This is a genomic window from Acinetobacter sp. YH12126, assembly GCF_013418745.1.
GTDB lineage: Bacteria > Pseudomonadota > Gammaproteobacteria > Pseudomonadales > Moraxellaceae > Acinetobacter > Acinetobacter amyesii.
The window spans coordinates 99324-123069 of sequence record NZ_VPBM01000013.1 but is presented as its reverse complement, the minus strand read 5'-3'; the positions used below and the strand labels follow the sequence as shown (position 1 = coordinate 123069).

The 23746-nt window shown below is 39.7% G+C and carries 21 protein-coding genes and 1 pseudogene; 11 read left to right on the top strand and 11 right to left on the bottom strand.

Features of this window, described 5'->3' with window-relative positions; genetic code table 11:
• The first annotated feature begins 502 nt into the window (after positions 1-502).
• From FTU62_RS11255 to FTU62_RS11245, 3 genes are all read left to right on the top strand, one after another.
• The gene (locus FTU62_RS11255; protein ID WP_180102689.1) at positions 503-2023 is read left to right on the top strand and encodes a transporter associated domain-containing protein; all 1521 of its coding nucleotides are present in this window, start codon (positions 503-505) and stop codon (positions 2021-2023) included.
• Positions 2024-2403: 380 nt separating this feature from the next.
• Entirely contained in the window at positions 2404-3120 is a 717-nt protein-coding gene (locus tag FTU62_RS11250) for a hypothetical protein (protein ID WP_180102688.1), read from the top strand.
• A gap of 19 nt (positions 3121-3139) precedes the next feature.
• Positions 3140-3691: a DUF3828 domain-containing protein gene (locus tag FTU62_RS11245; RefSeq protein ID WP_180054549.1), complete on the top strand. Its 552-nt coding sequence runs from the start codon at positions 3140-3142 to the stop codon at positions 3689-3691.
• 97 nt (positions 3692-3788) lie between these two features.
• Here FTU62_RS11245 and thiM read toward each other — a convergent pair whose 3' ends face one another.
• Together thiM and FTU62_RS11235 are read right to left on the bottom strand one after the other, a co-directional pair.
• The gene (thiM, locus tag FTU62_RS11240) at positions 3789-4658 is read right to left on the bottom strand and encodes a hydroxyethylthiazole kinase (RefSeq protein WP_180063121.1); all 870 of its coding nucleotides are present in this window, start codon (positions 4656-4658) and stop codon (positions 3789-3791) included.
• A gap of 11 nt (positions 4659-4669) precedes the next feature.
• A complete protein-coding gene (locus FTU62_RS11235) occupies positions 4670-5827 on the bottom strand; it encodes a hypothetical protein (protein WP_111885041.1) in 1158 nt (385 codons plus the stop codon).
• A gap of 739 nt (positions 5828-6566) precedes the next feature.
• Here FTU62_RS11235 and FTU62_RS11230 point away from each other — a divergent pair.
• The 6 genes and pseudogenes from FTU62_RS11230 to FTU62_RS11205 all read left to right on the top strand — a co-directional run bounded on the left by FTU62_RS11230 (position 6567) and on the right by FTU62_RS11205 (position 13929).
• Complete coding sequence (locus FTU62_RS11230) at positions 6567-6842, top strand: hypothetical protein (RefSeq protein ID WP_180102687.1); 276 nt, start codon at positions 6567-6569, stop codon at positions 6840-6842.
• Positions 6843-7196: 354 nt separating this feature from the next.
• A complete protein-coding gene (gene pepN / locus FTU62_RS11225) occupies positions 7197-9806 on the top strand; it encodes an aminopeptidase N (protein ID WP_180102686.1) in 2610 nt (869 codons plus the stop codon).
• 332 nt (positions 9807-10138) lie between these two features.
• Positions 10139-10351: a hypothetical protein gene (locus tag FTU62_RS11220; protein WP_078193638.1), complete on the top strand. Its 213-nt coding sequence runs from the start codon at positions 10139-10141 to the stop codon at positions 10349-10351.
• A 224-nt stretch (positions 10352-10575) separates the two neighbouring features.
• Positions 10576-11352, top strand: a complete 777-nt coding sequence (locus tag FTU62_RS11215; protein ID WP_180102685.1) for a Rossmann-like and DUF2520 domain-containing protein — start codon at positions 10576-10578, stop codon at positions 11350-11352.
• A gap of 62 nt (positions 11353-11414) precedes the next feature.
• On the top strand, positions 11415-12098 hold the full coding sequence (locus tag FTU62_RS11210) for a methyltransferase (protein WP_180102684.1): 684 nt from the start codon (positions 11415-11417) through the stop codon (positions 12096-12098).
• A 272-nt stretch (positions 12099-12370) separates the two neighbouring features.
• Positions 12371-13929 (top strand): annotated as a pseudogene (locus FTU62_RS11205) (GMC family oxidoreductase).
• 103 nt (positions 13930-14032) lie between these two features.
• Here FTU62_RS11205 and trmB read toward each other — a convergent pair.
• From trmB to FTU62_RS11190, 3 genes are all read right to left on the bottom strand, one after another.
• Entirely contained in the window at positions 14033-14749 is a 717-nt protein-coding gene (gene trmB, locus FTU62_RS11200; protein ID WP_180023891.1) for a tRNA (guanosine(46)-N7)-methyltransferase TrmB, read from the bottom strand.
• A gap of 174 nt (positions 14750-14923) precedes the next feature.
• A complete protein-coding gene (locus FTU62_RS11195; RefSeq protein ID WP_180102683.1) occupies positions 14924-16864 on the bottom strand; it encodes a sensor histidine kinase in 1941 nt (646 codons plus the stop codon).
• A 289-nt stretch (positions 16865-17153) separates the two neighbouring features.
• Positions 17154-18596: a SulP family inorganic anion transporter gene (locus FTU62_RS11190; RefSeq protein ID WP_180102682.1), complete on the bottom strand. Its 1443-nt coding sequence runs from the start codon at positions 18594-18596 to the stop codon at positions 17154-17156.
• A 215-nt stretch (positions 18597-18811) separates the two neighbouring features.
• On the opposite strand from FTU62_RS11190, the gene FTU62_RS11185 reads away from it, so the two are divergent.
• Entirely contained in the window at positions 18812-19423 is a 612-nt protein-coding gene (locus FTU62_RS11185; protein WP_078188886.1) for a glutathione binding-like protein, read from the top strand.
• 82 nt (positions 19424-19505) lie between these two features.
• Here the strand turns inward: FTU62_RS11185 and FTU62_RS11180 are convergent, their stop codons facing one another.
• From FTU62_RS11180 to FTU62_RS11155, 6 genes are all read right to left on the bottom strand, one after another.
• Positions 19506-20126, bottom strand: a complete 621-nt coding sequence (locus FTU62_RS11180; protein WP_180102681.1) for a hypothetical protein — start codon at positions 20124-20126, stop codon at positions 19506-19508.
• A gap of 133 nt (positions 20127-20259) precedes the next feature.
• Positions 20260-21045, bottom strand: a complete 786-nt coding sequence (locus FTU62_RS11175) for a thiazole synthase (protein ID WP_180102680.1) — start codon at positions 21043-21045, stop codon at positions 20260-20262.
• 12 nt (positions 21046-21057) lie between these two features.
• Complete coding sequence (gene thiS / locus FTU62_RS11170) at positions 21058-21255, bottom strand: sulfur carrier protein ThiS (RefSeq protein WP_111885686.1); 198 nt, start codon at positions 21253-21255, stop codon at positions 21058-21060.
• Between the two features lie 57 nt (positions 21256-21312).
• The gene (locus FTU62_RS11165; protein WP_111885687.1) at positions 21313-21678 is read right to left on the bottom strand and encodes a DUF423 domain-containing protein; all 366 of its coding nucleotides are present in this window, start codon (positions 21676-21678) and stop codon (positions 21313-21315) included.
• A gap of 168 nt (positions 21679-21846) precedes the next feature.
• The gene (rpoH, locus tag FTU62_RS11160) at positions 21847-22716 is read right to left on the bottom strand and encodes an RNA polymerase sigma factor RpoH (protein ID WP_078188879.1); all 870 of its coding nucleotides are present in this window, start codon (positions 22714-22716) and stop codon (positions 21847-21849) included.
• Between the two features lie 142 nt (positions 22717-22858).
• The gene (locus FTU62_RS11155) at positions 22859-23053 is read right to left on the bottom strand and encodes a sulfurtransferase TusA family protein (protein WP_078189214.1); all 195 of its coding nucleotides are present in this window, start codon (positions 23051-23053) and stop codon (positions 22859-22861) included.
• A gap of 415 nt (positions 23054-23468) precedes the next feature.
• On the opposite strand from FTU62_RS11155, the gene FTU62_RS11150 reads away from it, so the two are divergent.
• Positions 23469-23681: a cold-shock protein gene (locus FTU62_RS11150; RefSeq protein WP_005014923.1), complete on the top strand. Its 213-nt coding sequence runs from the start codon at positions 23469-23471 to the stop codon at positions 23679-23681.
• Positions 23682-23746 lie beyond the last annotated feature (65 nt).

Here is a 23746-nt window from a genome sequence, read left to right as displayed (position 1 = left end):
TGTGTTTCAGAAAGCTTCTTTGAATCGATATATTTCATCCGCAGATTATGCATGAATATTTAAAATTCTTCGGTACAAATAATCAGCAAGAGACTGTTCGTTTTTTGATTTATGAAAGAGGCTTATTAATATTTTTTACCAAAAGGTAGAAATAAATAATTCATTAGATTTGTCATACAATCTCATACAACGTATTTAATTACATTTAATTAAAAGTCAGGTGAATTCATACTTTTTTTAAAGTGGAAGAGGAGATCTCAAAAAGTAGGTTTTAACATCTAGATGTGTATTTTATATCGCCCATTCGATTTGTAATACATTCAGCGTTTTTAACATTTTGTCATATTGTTGCTGCGAAAAAATATGCTTGAATACATTACAAATGCGCAAGATTATGCATAATGGAATGGTCTCTAGTTACACAGGTTAAATTTATGGATCCGTCGCCGTGCGTTGGTCTGATTGAAGATATTCTTACAATCCAGAATGAGGAAGAGAGCTAATGGAATTTTTGTTAGATCCCGGAATCTGGGTTGGTTTACTTACATTAATTATTTTAGAAATTGTACTAGGGATTGATAACCTAGTCTTTATTGCCATTTTGGCAGAAAAACTCCCTCCAGAACAACGTGACAAAGCTCGTGTACTTGGTCTTTCACTCGCATTATTAATGCGATTAGGATTGTTATTTGCAATCTCTTGGTTGGTCACATTAACAAAGCCCCTGATTACCGTTTTTGATTGGACATTCTCTGGTCGAGATCTCATATTATTGTTCGGTGGATTGTTCTTAGTTTATAAGGCAGTCACAGAGCTGCATGAGAAATTAGAAGGTAAACCAGAAGTTCAAGTGACAACAAAAGTGGCATATGCCAGCTTTACAGCAGTAGTTGCGCAAATTGTTGTCTTAGATGCGGTTTTCTCTTTAGACTCTGTCATTACAGCGATCGGTATGGTCGACAACATTTATGTCATGATGGCTGCAATGATTGTGGCAATGGCAGTGATGTTACTTGCATCTAAACCGCTAACGGCTTTTGTAAACCGACATCCGACCGTCGTGATCCTATGTTTAAGCTTCTTATTGCTTATCGGTATTAGTTTGATAGCAGAAGGTTTTGGTTTCCATATTCCGAAAGGCTATATCTACTCAGGTATTGGTGTTGCGATTGTCATCGAAGCCTTTAACCAGTTTAGTCAACGCAATGCTCAAAAACATGAAGCGAAAATTCCATTACGTCATCGTACTGCGGACAGTATTTTAAAACTGATGGGTGGGCGCTTAGAATCCGATCAAGTTGGTAATCAGGCGCAAGAAACCTTTGCAGACGAAGAGCGTTACATGATTGGGGGGGTGTTGACGCTTGCAGAGCGTTCAGTTGCGTCGATCATGACTCCCCGTAATCAAATTTCTTGGGTGGATTTAAATGACACACCTGAACAAATTCGTGAGCAAGTCCTTTCAGTGCCGCACAGTTTATTCCCTGTGTGTCGTGGTAGCTTGGATAAAGTGATTAGTATTGTCCGCGCGAAAGAACTTATTGATGTTCTAGACAGTGAAGATGATCTAAAAGCATTGATTAAACGTCATCGTCCAATCTTTATTTTCCAAAAGATGAAGGTGATTGATGCGATTAATACCTTGCGTACCTCAAAAGGCTCTTTGGTGCTGGTTACGGATGAGTTTGGGGCGGTACAAGGTCTAATTTCACCACTCGATGTGTTTGAAGCGATTGCTGGTGAATTCCCTGATGCAGATGAACAACTTGATTTGATTAAAATCGATGATGAACATTGGAAAGCTTCAGGCATGCTCGATCTGTATCAGTTAGAACTTGAATTGGAAATGCTGGATTTGATCGAAGAAGATGATGGTTATATCAGTGTTTCAGGTCTTATTTTAGATCAGACCCACGGCAATGTAGAAGTCGGTACTGTGGTTGATTTTAAAGGCATTCAATTTAAAGTCACGGCAATGGATGAAAACCGCATTAAAACGGTTGATATCTATTACCAGGCCTAATGCTCAAATATTAAAAATGACCCTAAGACAGCTTTTCGAAGCTGTCTTTTTTATGACTAGAAAGTATAAGAAATCCTATATAACGAGGGCTGCAATTCACGATGTTAAAACGTATTATATTTACATGATGTAACAGTCAAAAAACGCTGCAACTTTTGAGCTTTTAGAGGGTTAAAGCGGTTCAAAAGTAAAAAATATTGATAGGGTTGATTTTAAAAAAGCAAGAGGGTAAATAGCGATTCATTTTTAGCTTGGGGTTTTAATCATCATTGATGATCTATGAATAATTTTATTTCATTTAAATACCGCTTCGGAAAACTTTATAACTAGGGACTTTGAAAAAACATCAAAGTTAATCCATTAAGAAAATGGGTGTTGGTATGGCGATCACTGAGAATATCATTGATTTTTGCAAACTCACGACTGAAGAAAAACATGAGTTGTTTCAACGGCTCTGGGAGTTTGATCAATGTATTTTCCCAACTTCTAAGATTGAACAACTCTATCAATACATGCATGACCCCGATATTGTTGCATTACCAATCATTCAGTATTTTGAGTACGATAAACTGATCGGGCAAAATATTGTGCGTATATTAAAAATTATGCATAACAATCGGCCGATTTTTATTTTTAATTCACGGGCAGGGGTATTGGTTGATTATCGTCGGAAAAACCTGACCTTAAACTCGGCGATTAAAGTGGCGATGCAGCATCATATTCGATTTCCAGCGATTCCGATGTGGTTTGTGGCTACATTGGCACAACCAAAGGTATATACATTATTTGCCTCGCGCTCTGTTAAGTTTTATCCAAGGCATGGTGTCCCGATGCCCACCGAGTATGTGGATGTTTTAAATAGTTATAAAATCCGTCAGCATGATGTGCAGCATCGGGCTGAGGATATTTTTGTTCATCGTTGTGATTTACCGAAGGTGACGCCTGAGCAATTGGTTCGGCTACGGAAAAAATCTGATGAACATGTTCAATTTTTTATGCAGCACGTGCCAGATTATTTTGATGGCATGGGTTTAATGTGTATTTGTAAATTAAATGTTTCAACCATTTTTGAAGCAAGTATGAATCTGGCAGTTTAATGATGGACATGGATGTGTTATGCGACAAATGACGATATATCGATTATTCGGTTTCGGCGCGGCGATCTTTTTAACGGCTTGTCAGCCAGCAGAGCAAAAAGTACAGGAGCAATCGCAGAAATGTGTTGCCCCCGAAAAACTGGTCAAACAAATTTATGATCAAGAGTTGAAATTGCATGCTTTGAGTAAAGATCAACTTACTGCCTATTTTGAGCCATCGTTAGCGGAACGTATGCAAGAAGAAATTAACTGTAAGCAGTCGCAACAAGCGTGTAATGTGGATTTTGATATTTTCACGGATAGCCAAGATCCGCAGCAAGATTCGAAAAAAGGCGTTCAGCCTAAACTGAGTTTTGATGAAAATAAAAACGTTGTTCGTGCTGAGTTTAAAATTGGTGATGAAGCCAAAGTCTTAAATTATGAAATGAGTGATGGCGACTGTTCAAAAATAAAAAATATTGTCTATGCGGGGGACTATGACCTAGACATGATTTTGAGTAATCCAACAGAAACGATCGAAGATTCAGAAATGTTTGATGCCAATGCTGCAAGTGACAGTACGGCACAGTAAATTTTTTTGCATATTAATTAGTACAAAACAGTATGAATCCCTGAACAGCTTGAGTCCTATACTCAAGCTGTTTTTGTTTTCTCAAGGTATCATAGCTTTATAGTGAATAAATTTGCATGTTGGCAAGTTGATTGAAATCATCTTCATTGAGATTATAAATTTCATCTAAAAATGCAACATTAAAACTGCCGACACTTGAGCTAATTTCATAAGCTTTTTGACCCGCAATCGCAAAGTGCAAATGTGCTGCGATCGTGCCAGCAGTTAGCGTTTCACTTACGGCGCAATACGCCGCTGTTAACGCACCTAAAGCGCAGCCAGAAGCCGTCACTTTGGGTTGTAAGTAAGATCCACCATTAATCTGTATCACTGCATTCATTTCTTTCGATAAGATGAAATCTGATTCGCCTGAAATTGCCACACATTCACAGTGTTCTAACAAGGGCACAGCATTTAAATAAATTTCTGCACTATTGAGCGTGCTATCTACACCACGTGATTCTCCTTGGTTACCTGCAAGACCGCTAATTTCTGATGCGTTGCCGCGAATAATACTTGGCTTGTATTGGAGTAATTGGTCAACCATTTCAGATCGCCATGGCAAAACGGGGCCATAACCGACAGGGTCAAGCACCCAAGGTTTATTTAAATTTTGTGCTGTTTGTGCAGCAATTTGCATGGCCTGCATTTGTTCAGACGTTGGCGTGCCTAAATTGATATTCAATGCACTGGCAATCGAGGCAAAGCTTTCAGCTTCAAAGGGATTGTCAATCATTGCAGGAGAAGCACCCGCAGCTAAAAGGACATTGGCCACATAATTGCTCGCGACTGCATTGGTGATGATATGCACCAAAGGTTGTTTGGATTGAAGTTCAATCCACGCATTGATGACGCTTTGTAAAAGCGGGCTATTTAAGTCAGTCAATTCACTGTTCATGGTCGTTTCAAAATTTTCAGATTGATTCATCGTTTTCTCCCTTAGCGGGTGAAGTAATGGTCTTGATGTTTACAATTACGGCAGAACAGGGTCACATAATCTGCGGCATCATAATCGACAGAGAGTTCTTGTGAACCACAGTACATGCAACGCTTTGTGGAATAAAAATTTAAGCGAGGTTCGATTTTTTTCCAAGCATGGCGTATTGGTTGCACAAAGATACTTTCATCGAGTCCTAAAAAGTTAAAGAGCAAAATTTCACTCATTTTACTAAAGGGGAGTTGTGGCGGACGAGGGAGGGTAAAAGTTTCCCATTTTTCCTGTAAGCCACGTTCACGGTATTGCTGTAAGGTCTTTTTTAACAGATTGGTGTTAATGAAATTTTCATTACGAACTTGCAGGGCTTTTTGTTTATGTAGATATTCGAGTGCTGACTGAATCATATAGTAAATCTGCCCAACCGCTAGATGGTCGAGTAGGCGATAACAGAACACTTGAAAGCTTTTATTTCCTGCAATTTGAATACCCCATGTCTTACAATAAAACTGCATGAATTGCACAATTTCTTGAAACAGTAGGAGATACAAACACTCTTTCACTTCGTCAGCACTTTTAAAGGGAACACCCAAGGCTAAATTTTCATAAAACCAATGACGGAGTTGCTGCGCTACGCTAAAAAGACTGGGCTCCGAATAGCCATCCAGACGGACATTGATATAATACTGTTCAGCTTGTAGCGCATCATCTTTCACAATCAAAATTTGCTCATGCACGAGATGCTTTTTGAGCGACTGTTGGAAGAAATAATTCGGGCTGATGTTATGATACTTAATAGCGTCCCAGTCGATAAATTCTTGATGCGCCGTATGTTCTTGGACGTGATTATCCAATAAAGCCAGCAAAAAGAGTTTCTGTAAAAAACTCAGTTCACTTAATTCACGTTCAACGATATCTTTATTTTTGAGTTTACGCTGTTCTTGTAAACGGGTTTCTTTCAGTAGTTTTTTTCGCGCAGCCTGACAGTTTTCACAATGACAGTTGTATTGCTGTTCTGGAAATATTTGATGATGACAGTGGCTACACTGATAAAAATTAAATTCTTGCTCATCTAATTTTTCAGCATCTACCCAATACATTGATGCACGACACAACGGGCATTGTGTACTTTCATCCATTTGTTTGCGTAGAATATTGAACATGTTGCTAGCGTTTCTTGAAAGGTTAAATTGATTATACACATCTCTGTTTAAAGACGGGTTTGCAATTTCAGTTGCGGCAGCTCAGCCGATATGTCGACAAATAAAAAACTGCATAGTAATGATGCAGCTTTTAGTCAGAATGGATTATTAATAGGCGGCTGGGCATGGGATCGATTCGTCCTCCTCTCCAACTTGTTTGGCTTGTATTAAGGCTTGCACTTTTTTAGACGCGACTTTTTAGTGCCTAATGCACCTCTTTTTGTTTTAGCCTGATGATTTTGCTTTTGGCAATTAAGTAGATGCAAAACGCATGCTCAAATGTTTTGAGTAGACATTTTAAAGCAGATAAACGGCATATTGTTTTATTAAGATATTGAAAATAAATTATTAATTTAAAAGTAACAAAATAATATTGATGCGTATGGCTATGTCTAATGAATTCTCAAAATGCTTAAACTGTTGAAAAAGAAACATCTTGGTGCATGGTTTAAATAGAAGTATGCAATCAAATACAAATTAGAAGATTGATATGAATTACGTACTAAGGTGCTTTTTGGAAGGAATCACCTAAGCGATTGGATTTGAAAAGTATATTTGTATATATTGAGCTTATAATTCTAATGATCTCAACTTCTAGAATTGAAACCAAGCGGAATCTACTGAACTTGATACACAGCATGATTCAGCTTGATTTCTAAAGGTTTTGATCTTTTTTATCCTTTCTTTGTATGGAATACACATGTCAGACGCACTTAAAAACAGCAATATCACTCGCATGCAATTATATAAGCAGCTACAGGGTACGGTTGGTGCGCTGATTATTGGGCATGATCAAACTTTAGAAAAGACGATCGAGTTACTTGGCCTGGCGCAGCAACATCAAGTATCTAAAATTTATGTGGCGGGTGCGACGGAAGAAATTCAGCAATTCCTCACCTCAAAAGTCACGGCATTTCAATTTTACTTTGCTGCAGACTATGACAGCGCGCTCGATTTAATTTTCGAAAATCAATAATCCTCTAAGTCTTAAGCAGGAAAGTTTGAGCGCAATAATTTGAACGTACAGATGGATTAAGCACCTGTACTTTCTCTGTCTAGTATATAGGCGCTTTATTTATTTTAGGTAGATAAAAAAATTTTCACATTGTTATAGCTGTACTCAACTCAGGCATTTATTTTGCTTAAACATGGCGAAAATATGTGCCAGCCTTTAAATTATTCTATAAAGATGATTGAAAACAACATGCGCTGAGCCCATATATAAATCATTGTAAATGCGAAGACAGCTTATGCATCTTGTCGTATGATCAAGTCATTCACAATGTGTTCAAAAAGCTGATGAAGCAATAACTAAGGAATAGGACGAGATATGAATATTGCGGCAAATCCAGTGGTCGAAGCAGACCAAACTGTTTATTTAAAAGATTATCAAAAACCATCATTTGTCGTAGATAGTATCGATCTAGATATTCAAGTCTTTGATAAGCATACCAATGTAAATGCAAAATTAGTGATGCAGCGTCAAACTGCTGGGGATTTGGTGTTATTGGGTCGTGATTTGGAACTCAAATCAATTCGCTTAAATGGTCAAGTTTTGCCAGCAGATGCCTATGTTGTAGATGCAGAACAACTGGTAATTTCAAATGCACCTGACCAAGCTGTCATTGAAACCGAAGTCGTGATTCATCCTGAAAGCAATACTCAACTCGAAGGCTTGTACCAAGCGGCAGGCGATTTATTCGTTACCCAAAACGAGCCTGAAGGCTTCCGTAAAATTACCTATTATCCTGACCGTCCTGATGTGCTATCGGTATTTACCACACGTGTTGAAGCGGATAAAAAATTTCCTGTATTACTTGCCAATGGTAATTTGATTGAAGCGGGTGAAACCGGTGAAGGTCGTCATTATACCGTTTGGCAAGATCCAACCAAAAAACCATCGTATCTATTTGCTTGTGTGATTGGTGATTTGGCAGTACTTAAAGACACTTATGTGACGTCTGAAGGTCGTAATGTTGCTTTAGAAATCTATGCAGAAGAAAAAGACATTCCAAAATGTCATATTGCCATGGAAGCTTTAAAACATTCGATGCGTTGGGACGAAGAACATTATGGTCGTCCTTATGATTTAGACAATTATATGATCGTGGCAACCAGTGCATTTAACATGGGTGCAATGGAAAACAAAGGTTTGAATATTTTCAACACCTCTTGTGTGCTTGCTGATGAAGAATACACCACTGATGCTGCGATCATGCGCGTTCAGTCTGTGATTGCACATGAATACTTCCATAACTGGACGGGTAACCGTATTACCTGTCGTGATTGGTTCCAACTCTGCTTAAAAGAAGGTTTGACGGTATTCCGTGATCAGTCGTTCTCAGAAGATTTACAATCTGCTGCGGTACAACGAATCGATGACGTTGCTGTGTTAAAAGCTCATCAGTTCCCAGAAGATTCAGGCCCGCTTTCACATCCACCGCGTCCAGATCATTTTGTTGAAATTAATAACTTTTATACCGCAACTGTGTATGAAAAAGGTGCGGAAATTAACCGCATGATGGCGACACTCTTGGGCAAAGAAAAATTCCGTGCAGGTACTGACGAATATTTCAAACGCCACGATGGTCAAGCTGTGACTGTTGAAGATTGGGTAGCAGCTCTGACAGCGGGTTCTGGTGTAGATTTGTCGAGTTTCTTGATTTGGTATAACCAACCGGGTACACCAAAACTTGAAGCAAAAGGTGAGTACGATGCTGCAAATCAAACCTATACTTTAAGCTTGAAACAAAGCTTAAAAGCTCATCCGAAATATCCAAATTTAAAAGCTGTGCCTATTCCTGTGGCTTTGGCATTGTTTGATGCGACGAGTGGTGAACAGTTGGTTCTCAGCTCAGATGCATTGGTTGAAAATGGCATTAAAGATGGTGTGTATTTATTTGATACCGATACTGCAACCATTATCTTTAGCGGTGTAAAAACCCAGCCTGTTGTGTCTTTACTGCGTAATTTCTCCGCACCTGTTAATCTTGAATTTAACTATTCAGATGAAGAGCTTGCTTTCCTGATGCAGTACGAGCCGAATGGTTTTAACCAATGGCAAGCCAGCCAAACCTTGTTAGAACGTATTTTGTTAAATGGCCATGATGCTGACATCTATGTCCAAGCTATTCAAAATACATTACCAACATTGGTTGAGCGTGATCCATTACTTGCTTCACGTTTATTCGATGTACCGACAGAGGGTTATTTAGGTAGCCGTATTGATACCGACTACAGTCCTGCCCAAGTGCAAGAACAGCGTGAAGCACTGTTAAGCCGTGTGGCACGTGAGTTAGGTGCTTTCTTTAAAGAGACTTATGCAACTTTAGACCCAGATGCGCAGAAAGAATTTTCACAAGCCATGGGTGTTCGTGCATTGAAAAACATCATGTTGAGTATGATGGCACGTCAAGGCGATGCATCCGTATTTGAATTGGCCTATGAACAATTCAGCTCTACAGGCAATATGTCTGAACGTCTTGGTGCTTTAAAAGTATTGGTTTGGAATGATGCACCACAAGCACAGCAAGCTTTAGAAACCTTCTATACACGCTTTAAAAATGAAGCCTTGTCGATGGACCAATGGTTTATGTTGCAAGCGGCACATCCGAAAGCAACTGCGGAAACCATTAAGGCACTGACTGCTCATCCTGACTATGACTTGAAAGTACCGAACCGTATTCGTGCGGTTACTGGTGGCTTAAATAGCAATCCTGTCAACACTTGGAGCTTTGGTGTGCAGCATATTGTTGAATTAGCAAAATTCCTCGATGAGAAAAATCCAATTGTCGGTTCACGGTTACTGCAAATTTTGTCCCGTTGGTACACGTTGGCAGAGCCGCAGTGTAGTGAAGTCAAAGCCGAACTTGAAGCGCTTAAACCTGTCGTGAAATCGAAGAATGTATCAGAAACCTTAAATAGCATGTTAAGTGTTTAATCATTCAACCTCTCTGTACGATTGATTTGAGTTAAATCAGTCGTACTGAAATGAGCCTGTTGCCATGGCTATGGCAGCAGGCTTTTTTTATATCCAGTCTTTTTATCCAATCTTTAGCTAGAATTGAAAATCAATCATGTTTAGATGGCTGAAACTCAAAAATTTTCTCTGAGCATTTATTTAAATTGCATAATAATTGCAACATAAATCACATAATAGCGTTACAATAAAATAGGTCTAACACATGAATGACTGTCTGCGGTAATGCATCCAAGTTTATGAATGTTTAGATTTTTTATCTATTTTATTATGTGGGATTTTTGAGGCGGGTCATGTTAGTTAAGGTTGATGAAGGTTTTTATTTAAACTCACATCATATTATTGCAATTCGGATTAATAGAGATTTGCTTGATACCTTTGTTGTTTCGGTAGAATACACACCGAACAGTGTGCAAAACACAGGTGTATTTGAAAAGAAATTCAATGCGCGCCGAGATGCAGAACAATACCTACAGACTCTGAATCAAATCATTGGTAAATCGTAAAAGCTAAAGCGCATATCGTGGATATTGTCTAGATTGAAATGGGCAAGATACGAATCAGACTCAGATTGACGTCTAGCAAAAGGGATGAAGCGCATCCCTTTTTGTCTTATCTGAGCGAAACTGATGTAAAGAATTGAAAATAAATTATTCTATCGATACGACTCGATTTGCACGTCGGATATTTTCCTGACATGCTGTAGCCATCCAAAATGAGTTAAAACTATATGCGAATCAGTATTGTGGGTGCAGGTCGTGTTGCACATCATTTGCTCAATGTGCTTCATCCACAACATCACATTGTGCAAGTTTATGCGCGAAATTTTGATAATGCAGAAAAACTTGCAGCAAGAGTAGGTGCAGAAGCTATTCATACCCCAACTAAGTTGAATGCTGAGATTGATCTTTTGATCATTGCGGTGAGCGACCAGTCGATTGCAACCGTTATTCATCAAGTGAAAGCTTATTTGCCACAAGTTTTGATTGTGCATACGTCAGGTAGCACCAATATCACGGTACTGACCCAACAGCATTCGCGAGCAGGGGTGTTTTATCCTTTACAAACCTTTAGTTTAGATCGAGATGTGGACTGGATGTCGACACCGATCTTTGTAGAAGCGGCCGACTCTGCAGATTTGACGACACTTACAGATTTAGCAAACAGCATTAGCCAAAGGGTTTATCAATATGATTCGGCACAGCGCTTGAGTCTGCATCTTGCTGCGGTGTTTGCCTGTAATTTTAGTAATTATTGTTATGACATGGCAAAGCAGATTGTTGATGCAAAACAAGTCGAATTTAGCTTACTTTATCCTTTGATTTTAGAGACAGCCAATAAAGCTACTCAGGCTGAACCACGTAACATGCAAACAGGCCCTGCAATGCGTGGGGATCAAAATATCATGCAGATGCATGCCAATATGCTTGAGCAAGCTGATCAAGTCGATCTGAAAGCGGTCTATGAAATGTTGAGTCAGCAGATTCTTGGGTATCATCAGAAATAAACAATCCATATAGAATAATGAATATTTATTAGCTTAGACATACATGTCAAACAGGATGTTACATGGCAAAAGATTTTAATAGCCCACAAGTGGTCGAAAGTTATGATGCACATATACGAAAATTAATTCCCGGCTATGAACTTGTCCATCAACAAATTCAGGCGGTGTTGAATTGCCATGTCGCTGAAGGTGCCCATGTACTGATCATTGGATGTGGGACGGGCTATGAATTGGGTTATCTCATGGCCTTGAATCCAACATGGTTATTTACCGTTACAGAATTGTCTGAAAATATGCTGAATCAAACACGGCAACGCGTTGAAGCCGCTGGACAGTTGCATCGCGTCAATTTTGTTTTGGGCAGTCATACTGCTTTTGAGGAAGTAAGTTGTTTTGATGCGGTGCTGAGTATCTTGGTGACGCATTTCATTCCATTGTCCGAAAAAAATGAATTTTTAACTAAAGCTTTTGAATTACTTAAACCGCATGGCATTTTTTTAAGTTTTGACTTGATGCAAACTCATTCGAATTTTGAGCAGCGTGTCCTGCCTGAATTTTGCCAAATGCAAGGTTTATCTGCTGCGCAAGCGACAAAAATGATGCAGCGTTTAGAAGATGATTTTGAACTGATTAGCCAGCAGCATTATCAAAGCTTACTAACGGAAATAGGCTTTGATCAAGTTTATTGTTTCAGTCAAATCTTTAGCTATGCGGCTTACTGTGCTTTTAAAACGTCTGTGGATTAAAAGAATAAAGACCAAGTCTGAGTGTATTAAATCCATCGATCATTTTGACAGATATTTTTGCTACCTTGCATGAGTGACGCTTGAGGCAAAATTTCGATCATTAGTTTCATCCTTCTTGCACAGTAGCACGCTTACAATTTTAAAAAAGAAACTTTTCAGTCAGCGTTAAATCACTTATTGTGCATTTATAAAAAGAATCAATTGGATGAAAATAATGTCAAAAATGGAATTTTGATTATATTGTGATTGGTGGCGGAAGTGCGGGGTGCGTACTGGCTGCACGCCTCAGTGAAGATCCGAATATATCTGTGTGCTTGCTAGAAGCAGGTGGGCAAGGTGATCAGTGGACGGTCAATATTCCAGCTGCATGCGTGGTGAGCTTGCCGACCAAGATCAATAATTGGGCCTTTGAAACTGTGCCTCAAGCTGGCTTGAATGGTCGTAAAGGCTATCAACCAGGTGGAAAATGCCTTGGTGGTTCATCGAGTATTAATGCCATGATTTATATTCGTGGACATAAAAATGACTATGATCAATGGGCGGCACAGGGCAATACTGGCTGGTCATACGACGAGGTCTTGGCCTATTTTATTCGCTCAGAAAATAACAACCGAATACACAATGAATTCCACGGTAATGACGGCCTTCTATCTGTTACAGATGTACAAAGTGACAATATTTTCCATCAACGCTATACCGAAGCGGCTCGTGCGCAAGGCCATAAAGTCCTTGATGATTTTAATGGCGCAGAACAAGAAGGCTTAGGGGTTTATCAGGTAACGCATATCAATGGAGAGCGTTGTAGTGTAGCGCGTGCGTACTTATTTCCACATTTAGATCGGCCAAATTTAACGGTATTGACCAAAGCAACAACGCATAAAATTACCATAGAACATCAAGTTGCGACTGGCGTAGAAGTACAACATGCAGGGCAAATGAAACACCTAAAAGCCAGACGTGAAGTCGTGCTCAGTGCCGGAGCGATGCAATCACCGCAGATTTTAATGTTGTCTGGAGTAGGCGATCAGGCCGAGCTCCAAGCGCATGGTATTGAAGTGAAACACCATCTACCGGGTGTAGGAAAGAACTTCCACGATCATCCCGATTTCATTTTTGGTTATAAAGTCAAGGAATACCAAGGCACATTTGGCATGTCCTTACCCGGCTCAATTGATATGTTCAAGCAGATCAGTCGCTATCGTAAGGAACGGCGGGCATGATTGCTTCAAATTTTGCAGAATGTGGTGGTTTTCTAAAGTCTTCACCCGATTTAGCCATTCCAAATTTGCAATTACACTTTGTCGTGGCGTTAGTAGATGACCATGCACGGAAATTTCATGCAAGTCATGGTTTGTCGTGTCATGTGTGTCTGCTCAATCCAAGAAGTCGCGGCACGATCAAACTAAGTGGTTCTAGTGTCAATGATCCATTATTGATTGATCCAAACTTTTTAGGGGATGAACAGGATTTAGAAGATTTGGTACAAGGCTTTAAGTTGACGCAGCAATTAATGATGTCGCCGTCTTTATCGAGTCATTATCAGCAAGATTTATTTACCTCACTGGTCAAAACGGATGATGATATACGTGCAATCTTACGTCAACGTGTGGATACGGTTTATCACCCTGTCGGTAGTTGTAAGATGGGCGTAGATGAGATGTCAGTGGTTGACCCTGAATTGAAAGTCTACGGGATTCAAAACCTTCGTGTCGTCGATGCATCTATCATGCCTTCTGTGGTGAATGGCAATACCAATGCACCGACAGTGATGATTGCTGAAAAAGCCGTGGATATGATTCGACAAAGTCAGCTCCAAGCGCAAGTAGCTTAGTGGTTATTCGTTTTATATGATTTGATACAACACAGATAAATCTTAGATCAAAAACAGCAATAAAAAACCACCGCTAACGGTGGTTTTTTGCTTCATTCAAAAATTAATATACTTTTTTGAAGATGAAGTCATTAATTTTATGGCCTGCTTCAATTCCGCGACGTTCAAACTTAGTTTGCGGACGCCAGTCTGGACGAGGGTAGCTATTGCCTTTACCTGCAAGGTTTTCAAGACGTGGACGTTCTTCAAGTACTTCGATCATCCATTCAGCATACGGTTCCCAGTCAGTCGCTGAGTGGAATGTACCGCCGATTTCTAATTTTTCTTCAACCAATGGCATACGGTCATGAGATACAAAACGACGTTTGAAATGACGTTTCTTCTGCCATGGATCTGGGAAGTATAATTGCACAGTGTTAATACTGTTATCTGGCATTTCACGTAGCACTTGGATGGCATCAGCATCTAATACTCGAAGGTTAGTTAACCCTGCAAGACCTGCTTCATACACACATTGAGCGATACCCGGAACATGTACTTCAATACCGACAAAGTTACGTTCAGGGTTTGCTTTTGCCATTAATACCAAAGAACGCCCCATACCAAAACCGATCTCAACAGTTAATGGGCGTTCAGGGTGTTCAAAATGCTGACGCAAATCCCCAACAGGATATTCCAAAATTAGATGACCATATTGTTCCAGCGCAGTACGTTGCGAAGTATTAAGTGGCGCAGAGCGGCGCATAAACGTCACGATTTCACGGTGTTCGTTCAGGTTATCCAGATCTACTGCGTGCTGGTCTAATTGATCGTTCGACATAACTTTGGCAAATGTAAAAAATTCGAATGCCGTATTTTAAGTCCTGAGATACACAAGTCAAATTTTTACCGTGAATAAATCCGCTTTTTGCTCAATCTTACCGATTGGAGCCGTGCTGAGCATTTGCCATGTACAGTCAAATGCTCAGCTCAAAAGTCATGAATTAACATTAATCTAGGCTGTTTTTTCATCAAGATCTTCACTGTCAGCACCATCAAGCTTAAACGGTAAAATGGCCTCAAGAACGGTACAACCCGGCTGTGACTGTATTTTAAGTTCACCACCGATACGATGGATTCGTGTTTGCATACTATGTAGACCAACATGTAGACCTTGTTCAACATCATTAGGGTCGAAGCCGATACCATTATCTTCAATACGTAATATCAGTTGAGTCTCTGTTTCGAACAAACTGACTTGAACTTTGCTAGCCCGACTATGCTTTAAAATGTTGGTCAGGGTTTCTTCTGCGACACGAGTCAAATTGAGACATTGGGTCGCAGAAGGTGAGTGAATCCATTCGGCAGCAATTTTCCAGCTCGAGCTCATGTCTAATTCTTCAAAGAGCTGTACAAAGCGATGGCGAATCGGTGCCGCCCATTCGATCGGGGTGTCTGGGACTTTCGTTCCTATACTCGAACCTGAATCGATGACTTGTCTTAAATCATTTCGGAACAGTTTAAGCATCGACATGATTTGTGGTTTTTCAATTTTGTCATTTTGTTCTAACAGTAAAATTGAACGGACAATTGATCCGCCTAAACCATCATGTAAGTCATGAGATAAATGAATTCGTTCTTGAAGTCGTGCATTTTCAAGTGCGAGTTGATGTTGTTGACCAAGTGAAGTGGCGAGTTTCAGTTCAGCTCGTTGAACATTTTCAGTTAAGGTCTTATTAAAACGCTCAATTTGACGGGTGTGTCGAGCTAAACGCAAAGCCAGTACACCGCCCAAGACGAGGGTGGTCACTGGCCCGGTATAGGGCGAGAGCGCATGACCTTCCATGGTCATCATAAAGTGAGCATCATGTACCGCAATCGGTAAATAAATCAGATAAAGCGTTGCAAGCAAATAGGTTTCAGCCATTTTGGCTTTATACGCTAAATAGGGGTAGCTAATACATTTGGCCACAAAGACAAAAACAAAGAAGCTAAAACAAATTTGGATGACGGTCTTTAAATAAGCCTCTGGCGCAAAACCTATACAGAGCGCTGCGATAGTGGCTAGGCTTAATAACATTTTCTGAATTTTCGGGAAAGGATGGTTTGCAAAATACCACGCACCAATACAGCCAAAAACCGTATAAAAACAGAAAATGATATTTTGTAGGCGGTCGACCTGTACGGTGGTTAGAAATGAAATTGGCCCATTAAAAATAATACACAGGCTATAAAATACCCAACACATACCTGTGATGGTTAACCATAAGTAAGCTCTTTCATTACGATTGGCGAGCCATGCTAAAAAAAAGAACACAGCCACGACGAAATTAATCATCGTATTGAGTTCGACTAATTGTCGTTGTTCGAGTAACCAAATTTTAAAGGTGTCATAGACTTGCTGGTATTCCCCAATTTGAACTGAGCTGAGTCCTGATTTTTGGGTCAGCGAACCATACACTTGTACCCAAATGGTATTTACACCTTGCTTTAAACTCGAGCTAGGCAAGTTCAATAGTCTAGGTTGATGTTGGCTTCGTGAAAAATGTTCTGCTGAAATATAGTCTTGCCAAAGTAGGGCGTCGTTGATGTAAACCCGTCCACTTTGGGTGATGCCTTGTATGGCGATAGCGATGGGTTGATTTAACTGATGGAAATTACAGTTCAACTTAAATTGGATTTTGTACCAAGCGATACCATGATAGTCCGGCCAACGTTTATTCCATGTGTCTGGAAGCTTTTGCAGATTTTGCCAACCTGTACGTGGGCGCTCTTGCTCGACAGCGCTTTTAGCTGTGGCAATATGGGTAATTTCAACAGGACAATGACTGCTTGAGATCTGTGGGGTGGGATTAGCAAAAGTGGGTATAGCGAAACAACATAGCAGGCAAAATAGACTCGCTAAGACCAGCAGCCGATTTGCTTGAATGCAGTGTCGTGACCAAAACCATAGCATCAAAATTCCCCCAATTTTGTGTATCCACAATTTAAAAAAATAAATAGAAAGTCACATCAAATCTTTGTTTTATTTTTGATAGTTATAATTTTATGAGATGAATTATACAGTTAAATCGAATGAATGGTGAATTTTTCTCTTTTTTATAGCCTTAGTATTTTATGTAATGTCATTACAAATGAGACTTTGATTATTGAAACCCTTTGCTATATTCATCCTGCATAGGGTTTCAATAGGTCACACTTTATTGAAAATTGATTTGATTCAAAGTGAATATTTCAAAAATCCATTAGACAGTGACACGGTCAAGCAAAGTGCTACTTGCTTCATTTAAGCCAAAAACCTCTACTTGAATCTGTTTTGACTCAAATTTTTGCACGACATTCTTCAAGATATTAACGGAAGTAATATCCCAAATATGTGCATGATTCAGATCAATTCGCACTTGACTAACCCTCTCCTGAAAATCAAAAAATTGATAAAAACTCTCAGAGCTACTAAAGAAAATTTGTCCATAGACCGTGTAACTACGGACGTTGTCTTTAAGTTCTGATGTGACTTTTACCGAACTTTCTAATTGATTGATAATAAACAACGCAGAGAGGAGCACACCAACCAATACGCCAAACGCCAAGTTATGTGTTGCAAGCACCACGATCACCACAGCAATCATCACGACATTAAAAGACATTGGATGCTTTGAAAATTGCTTGACTGAATTCCATTGGAAAGTGGTAAACGACACCATGACCATAATCGCGACTAAGGCAGCCATTGGGACATAAGCCAGCCAGTCTTTTAAGAACACCACCAAACACAACAAAAATACACCTGCAACCAAAGTGGAAAGGCGAGTTCGCGCGCCAGAACTAACATTAATAATCGACTGCCCAATCATGGCGCAACCTGCCATGCCGCCCATAAAGCCACTGACAATATTAGCAATCCCTTGACCACGACATTCCTGATGACGATCTCCTTCAGTTCCAGTGACTTCATTGATCACTGTCGTGGTCATCATGGTTTCTAATAGGCCAACTGTTGCTAGGGTAATGGAATAGGGAAAAATAATCGTGAGGGTTTCAAGATTGAAAGGAATTTCAGGAATCAAGAAAATAGGTAAAGTCTCTGGAAACTTACCCAAATCACTCACAGTACGCAGGTCAGCACCTAAAAATAATGCCAAGCCACTGAGAACAATAATGCAAATCAGCGGTGATGGAATGGCTTTGCCAATTTTAGGTAGATATGGAAACAGATAAATAATCGCAAGCCCTAAAAGCATAAAGATATAGCCCAAACTATCCATCTTTGACATTTCAGGTAGCTGTGCGACAAAAATCAAAATCGCGAGTGCATTTAAAAAACCATACACCACTGACTGCGAGACGAAGCGCATAAGTTTTGCGACTTTAAAATAGCCAGCAATGATTTGAATCACACCAGTTAAAACCGTGGCAGCCAAAAGGTATTGCAAACCATGATCTTTGACCAATGTGATCATGAGTAAGGCCATCGCACCCGTAGCAGCTGAAATCATTGCTGTACGACCACCAAAAAAGGCAATGGTGACGGCAATACAAAACGAAGCGTACAAACCAACCTGAGGGTCAACCCCAGCAATAGCTGAAAAGGCGATGGATTCTGGAATCAACGCAAGTCCAACCACCAAGCCAGCGAGTACATCAGTACGAATATTGGAAAACCATTGTTCTTTTTTAAGTTGTAACACGGTAACTTTTCATCAAATCTTAAACGCGGCTATGTTAAAACAACTGAGTATAAAAATGCATAACACAGTGACTTGAAATCTTCTTAAATATGGATAATAGTCAATGAGTATATGTGTTTCAGCATTTACGCTTTTTTGCAATTTACAGGTTTGATCACTTGAAAGTTTGACAGAAGAGATTTAAAACATTGAATAGTACATAACAAGGATCAGATATGAAGCTTTATTATTCTCCAGGTGCATGTTCATTAGCATCACATATAATTTTAAATGAAATTAATGTCGATTTTGATTTGGTCCGTGTTGACCTAAAAAACCATAAAACAGAAAAAGGGGTGGATTATTACGAGATCAACCCAAAAGGTTATGTACCTGCATTAGAAATCAACCCAGGTTTGATCCTGACCGAGAACGTGGCCATTTTACCGTTCCTTGCACAGCATGATCCAAAACAAGACTTAATTCCACCATCAGGTTTAGGTCGTGCCAAAGTTTTAGAATGGCTTGGCTATTTGAACTCAGAATTACATGATGCTTATGCCGTATTCTTTGGTGCACCACTAGATGCAGACGCTAAAGAAAAAGCTTATGCAGAAATTGATCGTTTATTGACATACATCGATAAAGCGATTGGTGAATCGGATAACGACTATTTGGTCGATGATAACTTTGGCCCAGCAGATGCTTATCTCTTTGTACTGACAAATTGGTCAAATGGCATCGGTCATGATTTAACGCCATATAAAAATATCATTGCATTACGCAACAAAGTTGCAGAGCGCCAATCAGTTCAAATTGCGATGCGAGATGAAGGTTTAATTCCTTAAGTTGTGTATTCAAATTGAATTAAAAAAGACCGCCGAAATTGGCGGTTTTTTTATTGCTAGATTGGCATTGCTCAGGTTCAACTTAGTACTCGAACTGTGTATAGAAATCATCAAAGTTAATATTTTTAAGCGTGAGCTGTTGTGGTGCTTTGAAGGTTGACCATTTGGTTTGAGTTTTTGCATCTTCAAACATATTGCCGCCTACAATTTCCTTACGTTTTAAGGTCGAAAAATTATAACTTTTCGATGTTTCTTCACCAGAAGCTCGGTGAAAGCTACTGTAGTCAAAACCAATCAGGTCAAAGCGTTGATTTTGCCAACGGAAGGTATAACTATGTCGGGGCCATTCCCAGCCACCACAAGCCATAAAATAACTAAAATGAACGAGTAAATTGCCTTTACTGATTTGGATGTCTTCTGCTTCAGCAAGTGGATCAAGTAAGCATGAATTGGGCTGCTGAGCGACTGGGATACTGTTGTTTTCAACGATACGTTGATATCCCTTTGCGGTTTTAAAAAACACAATGAGTTTTCGTGGATGGTTATGAACGACTTTGCCATCGTCATCATAGGTCGCCACATCGACTTTTTGTTTTTCCACGATCATCGCAACATCTGGCATTTGATCTTTGTTTAGATCGCCAGTCGTAGCCATCAAAATGTTCCAACCTTGCGGTGCAAGTGATTTGGCTGTGCTGGGCACTTGGGCTGATAGCCAACTAGATGCGGCACAAAGACTCAAAGTACAAAATATATGGGATATTTTCATTATTATCAGGTTTTCAAAATCAAAAAAAGGACTCAATAGAGTCCTCTTTTATACCGTGAATGAGTTCTTATTTAAAGAAGTATCCAGTTTCAGGTGAACTGGCATTTGCCATGCGTTTACGAGGCATACGTCCTGCTAGGAAAGCTTCACGACCAGCTTCAACTGCTTTTTTCATCGCTGAAGCCATCAGAACAGGGTTTTGAGCAGCTGCAATTGCCGTATTCATTAATACGCCATCACAGCCCAATTCCATTGCTATCGCTGCATCACTTGCAGTACCCACACCGGCATCGACCAAGACAGGCACTTTGGCATTGTCTTTAATGATCGAAATAGTATGTGGGTTGAGAATGCCTAAACCTGAGCCAATAAGACTACCTAAAGGCATAATGGCTACACAGCCCATGCTTTCCAGTTCTTGTGCCACAATTGGGTCATCCGAGGTATAAACCATGATTTCAAAGCCATCGTCAATCAACGTTCGTGCAGCTTTTAAAGTCTCGGTAACATTTGGATATAGGGTTTTCTCATCCCCTAAAACCTCAAGTTTAACCAGATTGTGACCATCTAAGAGTTCACGCGCCAACATACAAGTACGAACCGCGCTGTTCGCATCGAAACAACCTGCTGTATTTGGCAAAATCGTATATTTTTCAGGTGGAACTACAGAAAGCAAGTTCGGCTGGTCTGGATGCTGACCAATATTCACACGGCGAATGGCAACGGTCACAATTTCAGCACCACTGGCTTGAATGGCCTGGTCAGTTTCCGTTAAGTCCTTGTACTTACCTGTACCAACTAAAAGTCGTGAATTAAATGTACGTGAACCAATGATTAGGGGTGTATCTTCCATGGGAGCTCCATTTTAGCCGCCACCTACGGCATGAATAATTTCAATATGATCTTGCTCTGCAATTGGGGTTTGTTCCAATTTACTTTTCGAGATGATCATTTCATTTTTTTCAACAGCGAAGCGTTTGCCTTCCAGTTGTAATTGTTGAACCAATTGCAAGAGGTTGACACATTCGGTTTGTGTAGCTTCGCCGTTTAAATAAATTTGCATTTGTGGATTCCGTTCTTGCTGCCTTACCGATTGAGTAAGGTCAATATCTGCTGTTAATTATTTTGCGTATTTAAATGCATTCCAGGCCAATATGAGCCATCCAGCAATCATCAACGCTCCACCAATTGGAGTAATTGCACCGAGACTGCGTGGTAAACCTAGAGCCATCACATATAAAGAACCACAGAAGAAGAAAATACCAATTTGTATAAGGAGGAAACTAGCTTTAATTGGAAGTTGGGGAATGACTTTGGATAAGATCGCGAGGGCAAGTAAGCCTAGTGCATGATAAAAGAAATAGTCCGTTGCAGTTTGCCACCAAGCCAATTGGGCTTCAGTCGCGCGAGCTTTTAATCCGTGTGCACCAAAGGCACCAAGCATTACAGCAAAAGCTAAGTTAAGTGCGGAAATGGCAATCCACATGTGCATTCACCTTAACAAAATTTGCGCATAACCATAGCATATTTAGCACGCAGGGTTAAAGCAAAAATGCCCAAAGTTTTTGGGTTACAGTCTGTCATTCAATACTATTCAGACATAAAAAAGAGCATCGAAATGCTCTTTTTAAGAATGACCGGAGAAGCCTTCAACTTAGTTTGAGGACATTGCGACTTTAATTTTTTCCATCGCATTTTTTTCCAACTGACGAATACGTTCAGCAGATACATTATATTCCGCCGCCAATTCATGTAGCGTCGACTTTTCGTCATCTAACCAGCGACGTTGTAAGATATTACGTGAACGGTCATCCAGCTGATCCATGGCTTCATGTAAAGCTGAAGTGCTTTGTTCTTCGTAATCTTCATCTTCCGCTAAACGCGCAGGGTCGTAACGGTTATCTTCGAGATAAAGGGCAGGAGCGACATGGGTTGAACCTTCATCGTCATCATCACCTTGAGCTTCAAAGGCAGCATCATAAGCTGTTAAACGGCCTTCCATTTCCAAGACTTGTTCAGGTGTTACATTTAAGTCATTGGCAATCGACTGTGCTTCAGCCAAAGTTAATTTTTTAGAGGACTTTTTTAAGCTACGTAAATTAAAGAATAATTTACGCTGCGCTTTAGTGGTCGCAATTTTGACAATACGCCAGTTACGAATCACATATTCATGAATTTCTGCTTTAATCCAATGTACAGCAAAAGATACGAGACGTACGCCCATGTTTGGGTCAAAACGTTTTACCGCTTTCATTAAGCCCAAGTTACCTTCTTGAATCAGGTCACCTTGTGGCAAGCCGTAGCCTGCATAGCTACGTGCGATATGCACAACAAAACGAAGATGTGACATCACCAGCATTTTAGCTGCGTCTAAATCTTGGTCATAATAATAACGTTCGGCCAGCTCTTTTTCTTGTTCGGCCGATAAAATTGGAATCTGATTAACAGTACTAATATAAGCACCAAGATTCACCCCAGGTGCCGATAATGACAGGGGCATCAATTGATTGCTGCTGTCACTCATGTTTTCTCCTTGAGAATTAAAATGGGTAAGCCCAATAACTAAGATTCATCTTAATCCAATATTTCCGTAAATTATGGAAAATTGGGTATAGAAATGTAAACTTTTATTCAATTATGAAGCAATTTAGTTTAACTGAATCTTTTTAAGATTCAATCAAGTAATGAAACTCAGAATCGGAAATTTTGCGCATTTCACAGTTTAACTGATGTATTTGACAGTATCGTGATACATCTTGTTGGCTGTGCGGATCGGATGACTTTAACAATAAAGATTGGTCTGGACTTTTCTTTAAAGCTTTTTTGAGCATCAATAGTGGCATCGGGCAGGGTTTACCCATTGCATCTACAGTTAAAAGCGAATTTTGGCTGTCACTCACGAAGCAGATCCAACATGTTTACATTTCAATGGAAATATTAGCAAATACAGTGCCAAATCCCAACCTAAAATAGGTAAAAATCCTTTGTGATTTATAACTCAAACGATGTGAAAAAATAAGAATATTCAAAAGGAAAATAGATCAAAAAAATCTATTAATTGCGGTAAACCCGTGTTAAGCTCGTTGCGTTGTTAAGATTTTTGTTGGCTGTGAAGCCTCTTAACTCTTGATATATTTGGATGTAACCGGGATTTTGTTGATAGTTTTACAGAATGATTACAAGCTTAGAAATAAAAATATTTTTTTTAACCTTGTTTGGTCTGCTGTTTGCAACACCGGGTGGTCCTTCTTTTTTAAATACGATAAGGATTAACTTATGACAGCTCGTGAACAAGGCGTTGTTAAATGGTTCAACGACACTAAAGGCTTTGGCTTTATTCAACGTAACGGCGGCGACGACGTATTCGTTCATTTCCGCGCAATTATGGGCGAAGGCCACCGTTCACTTCGTGACGGCCAACGCGTAGAATTCAGCGTTGTTAAAGGTCAAAAAGGCTTCCAAGCTGAAGAAGTACAACCTTTAGACTAATCGTCTGAATGTACTCAAAAACGCTCCAATGTAAATTGGGGCGTTTTTTGTTTATAATGCTTCAG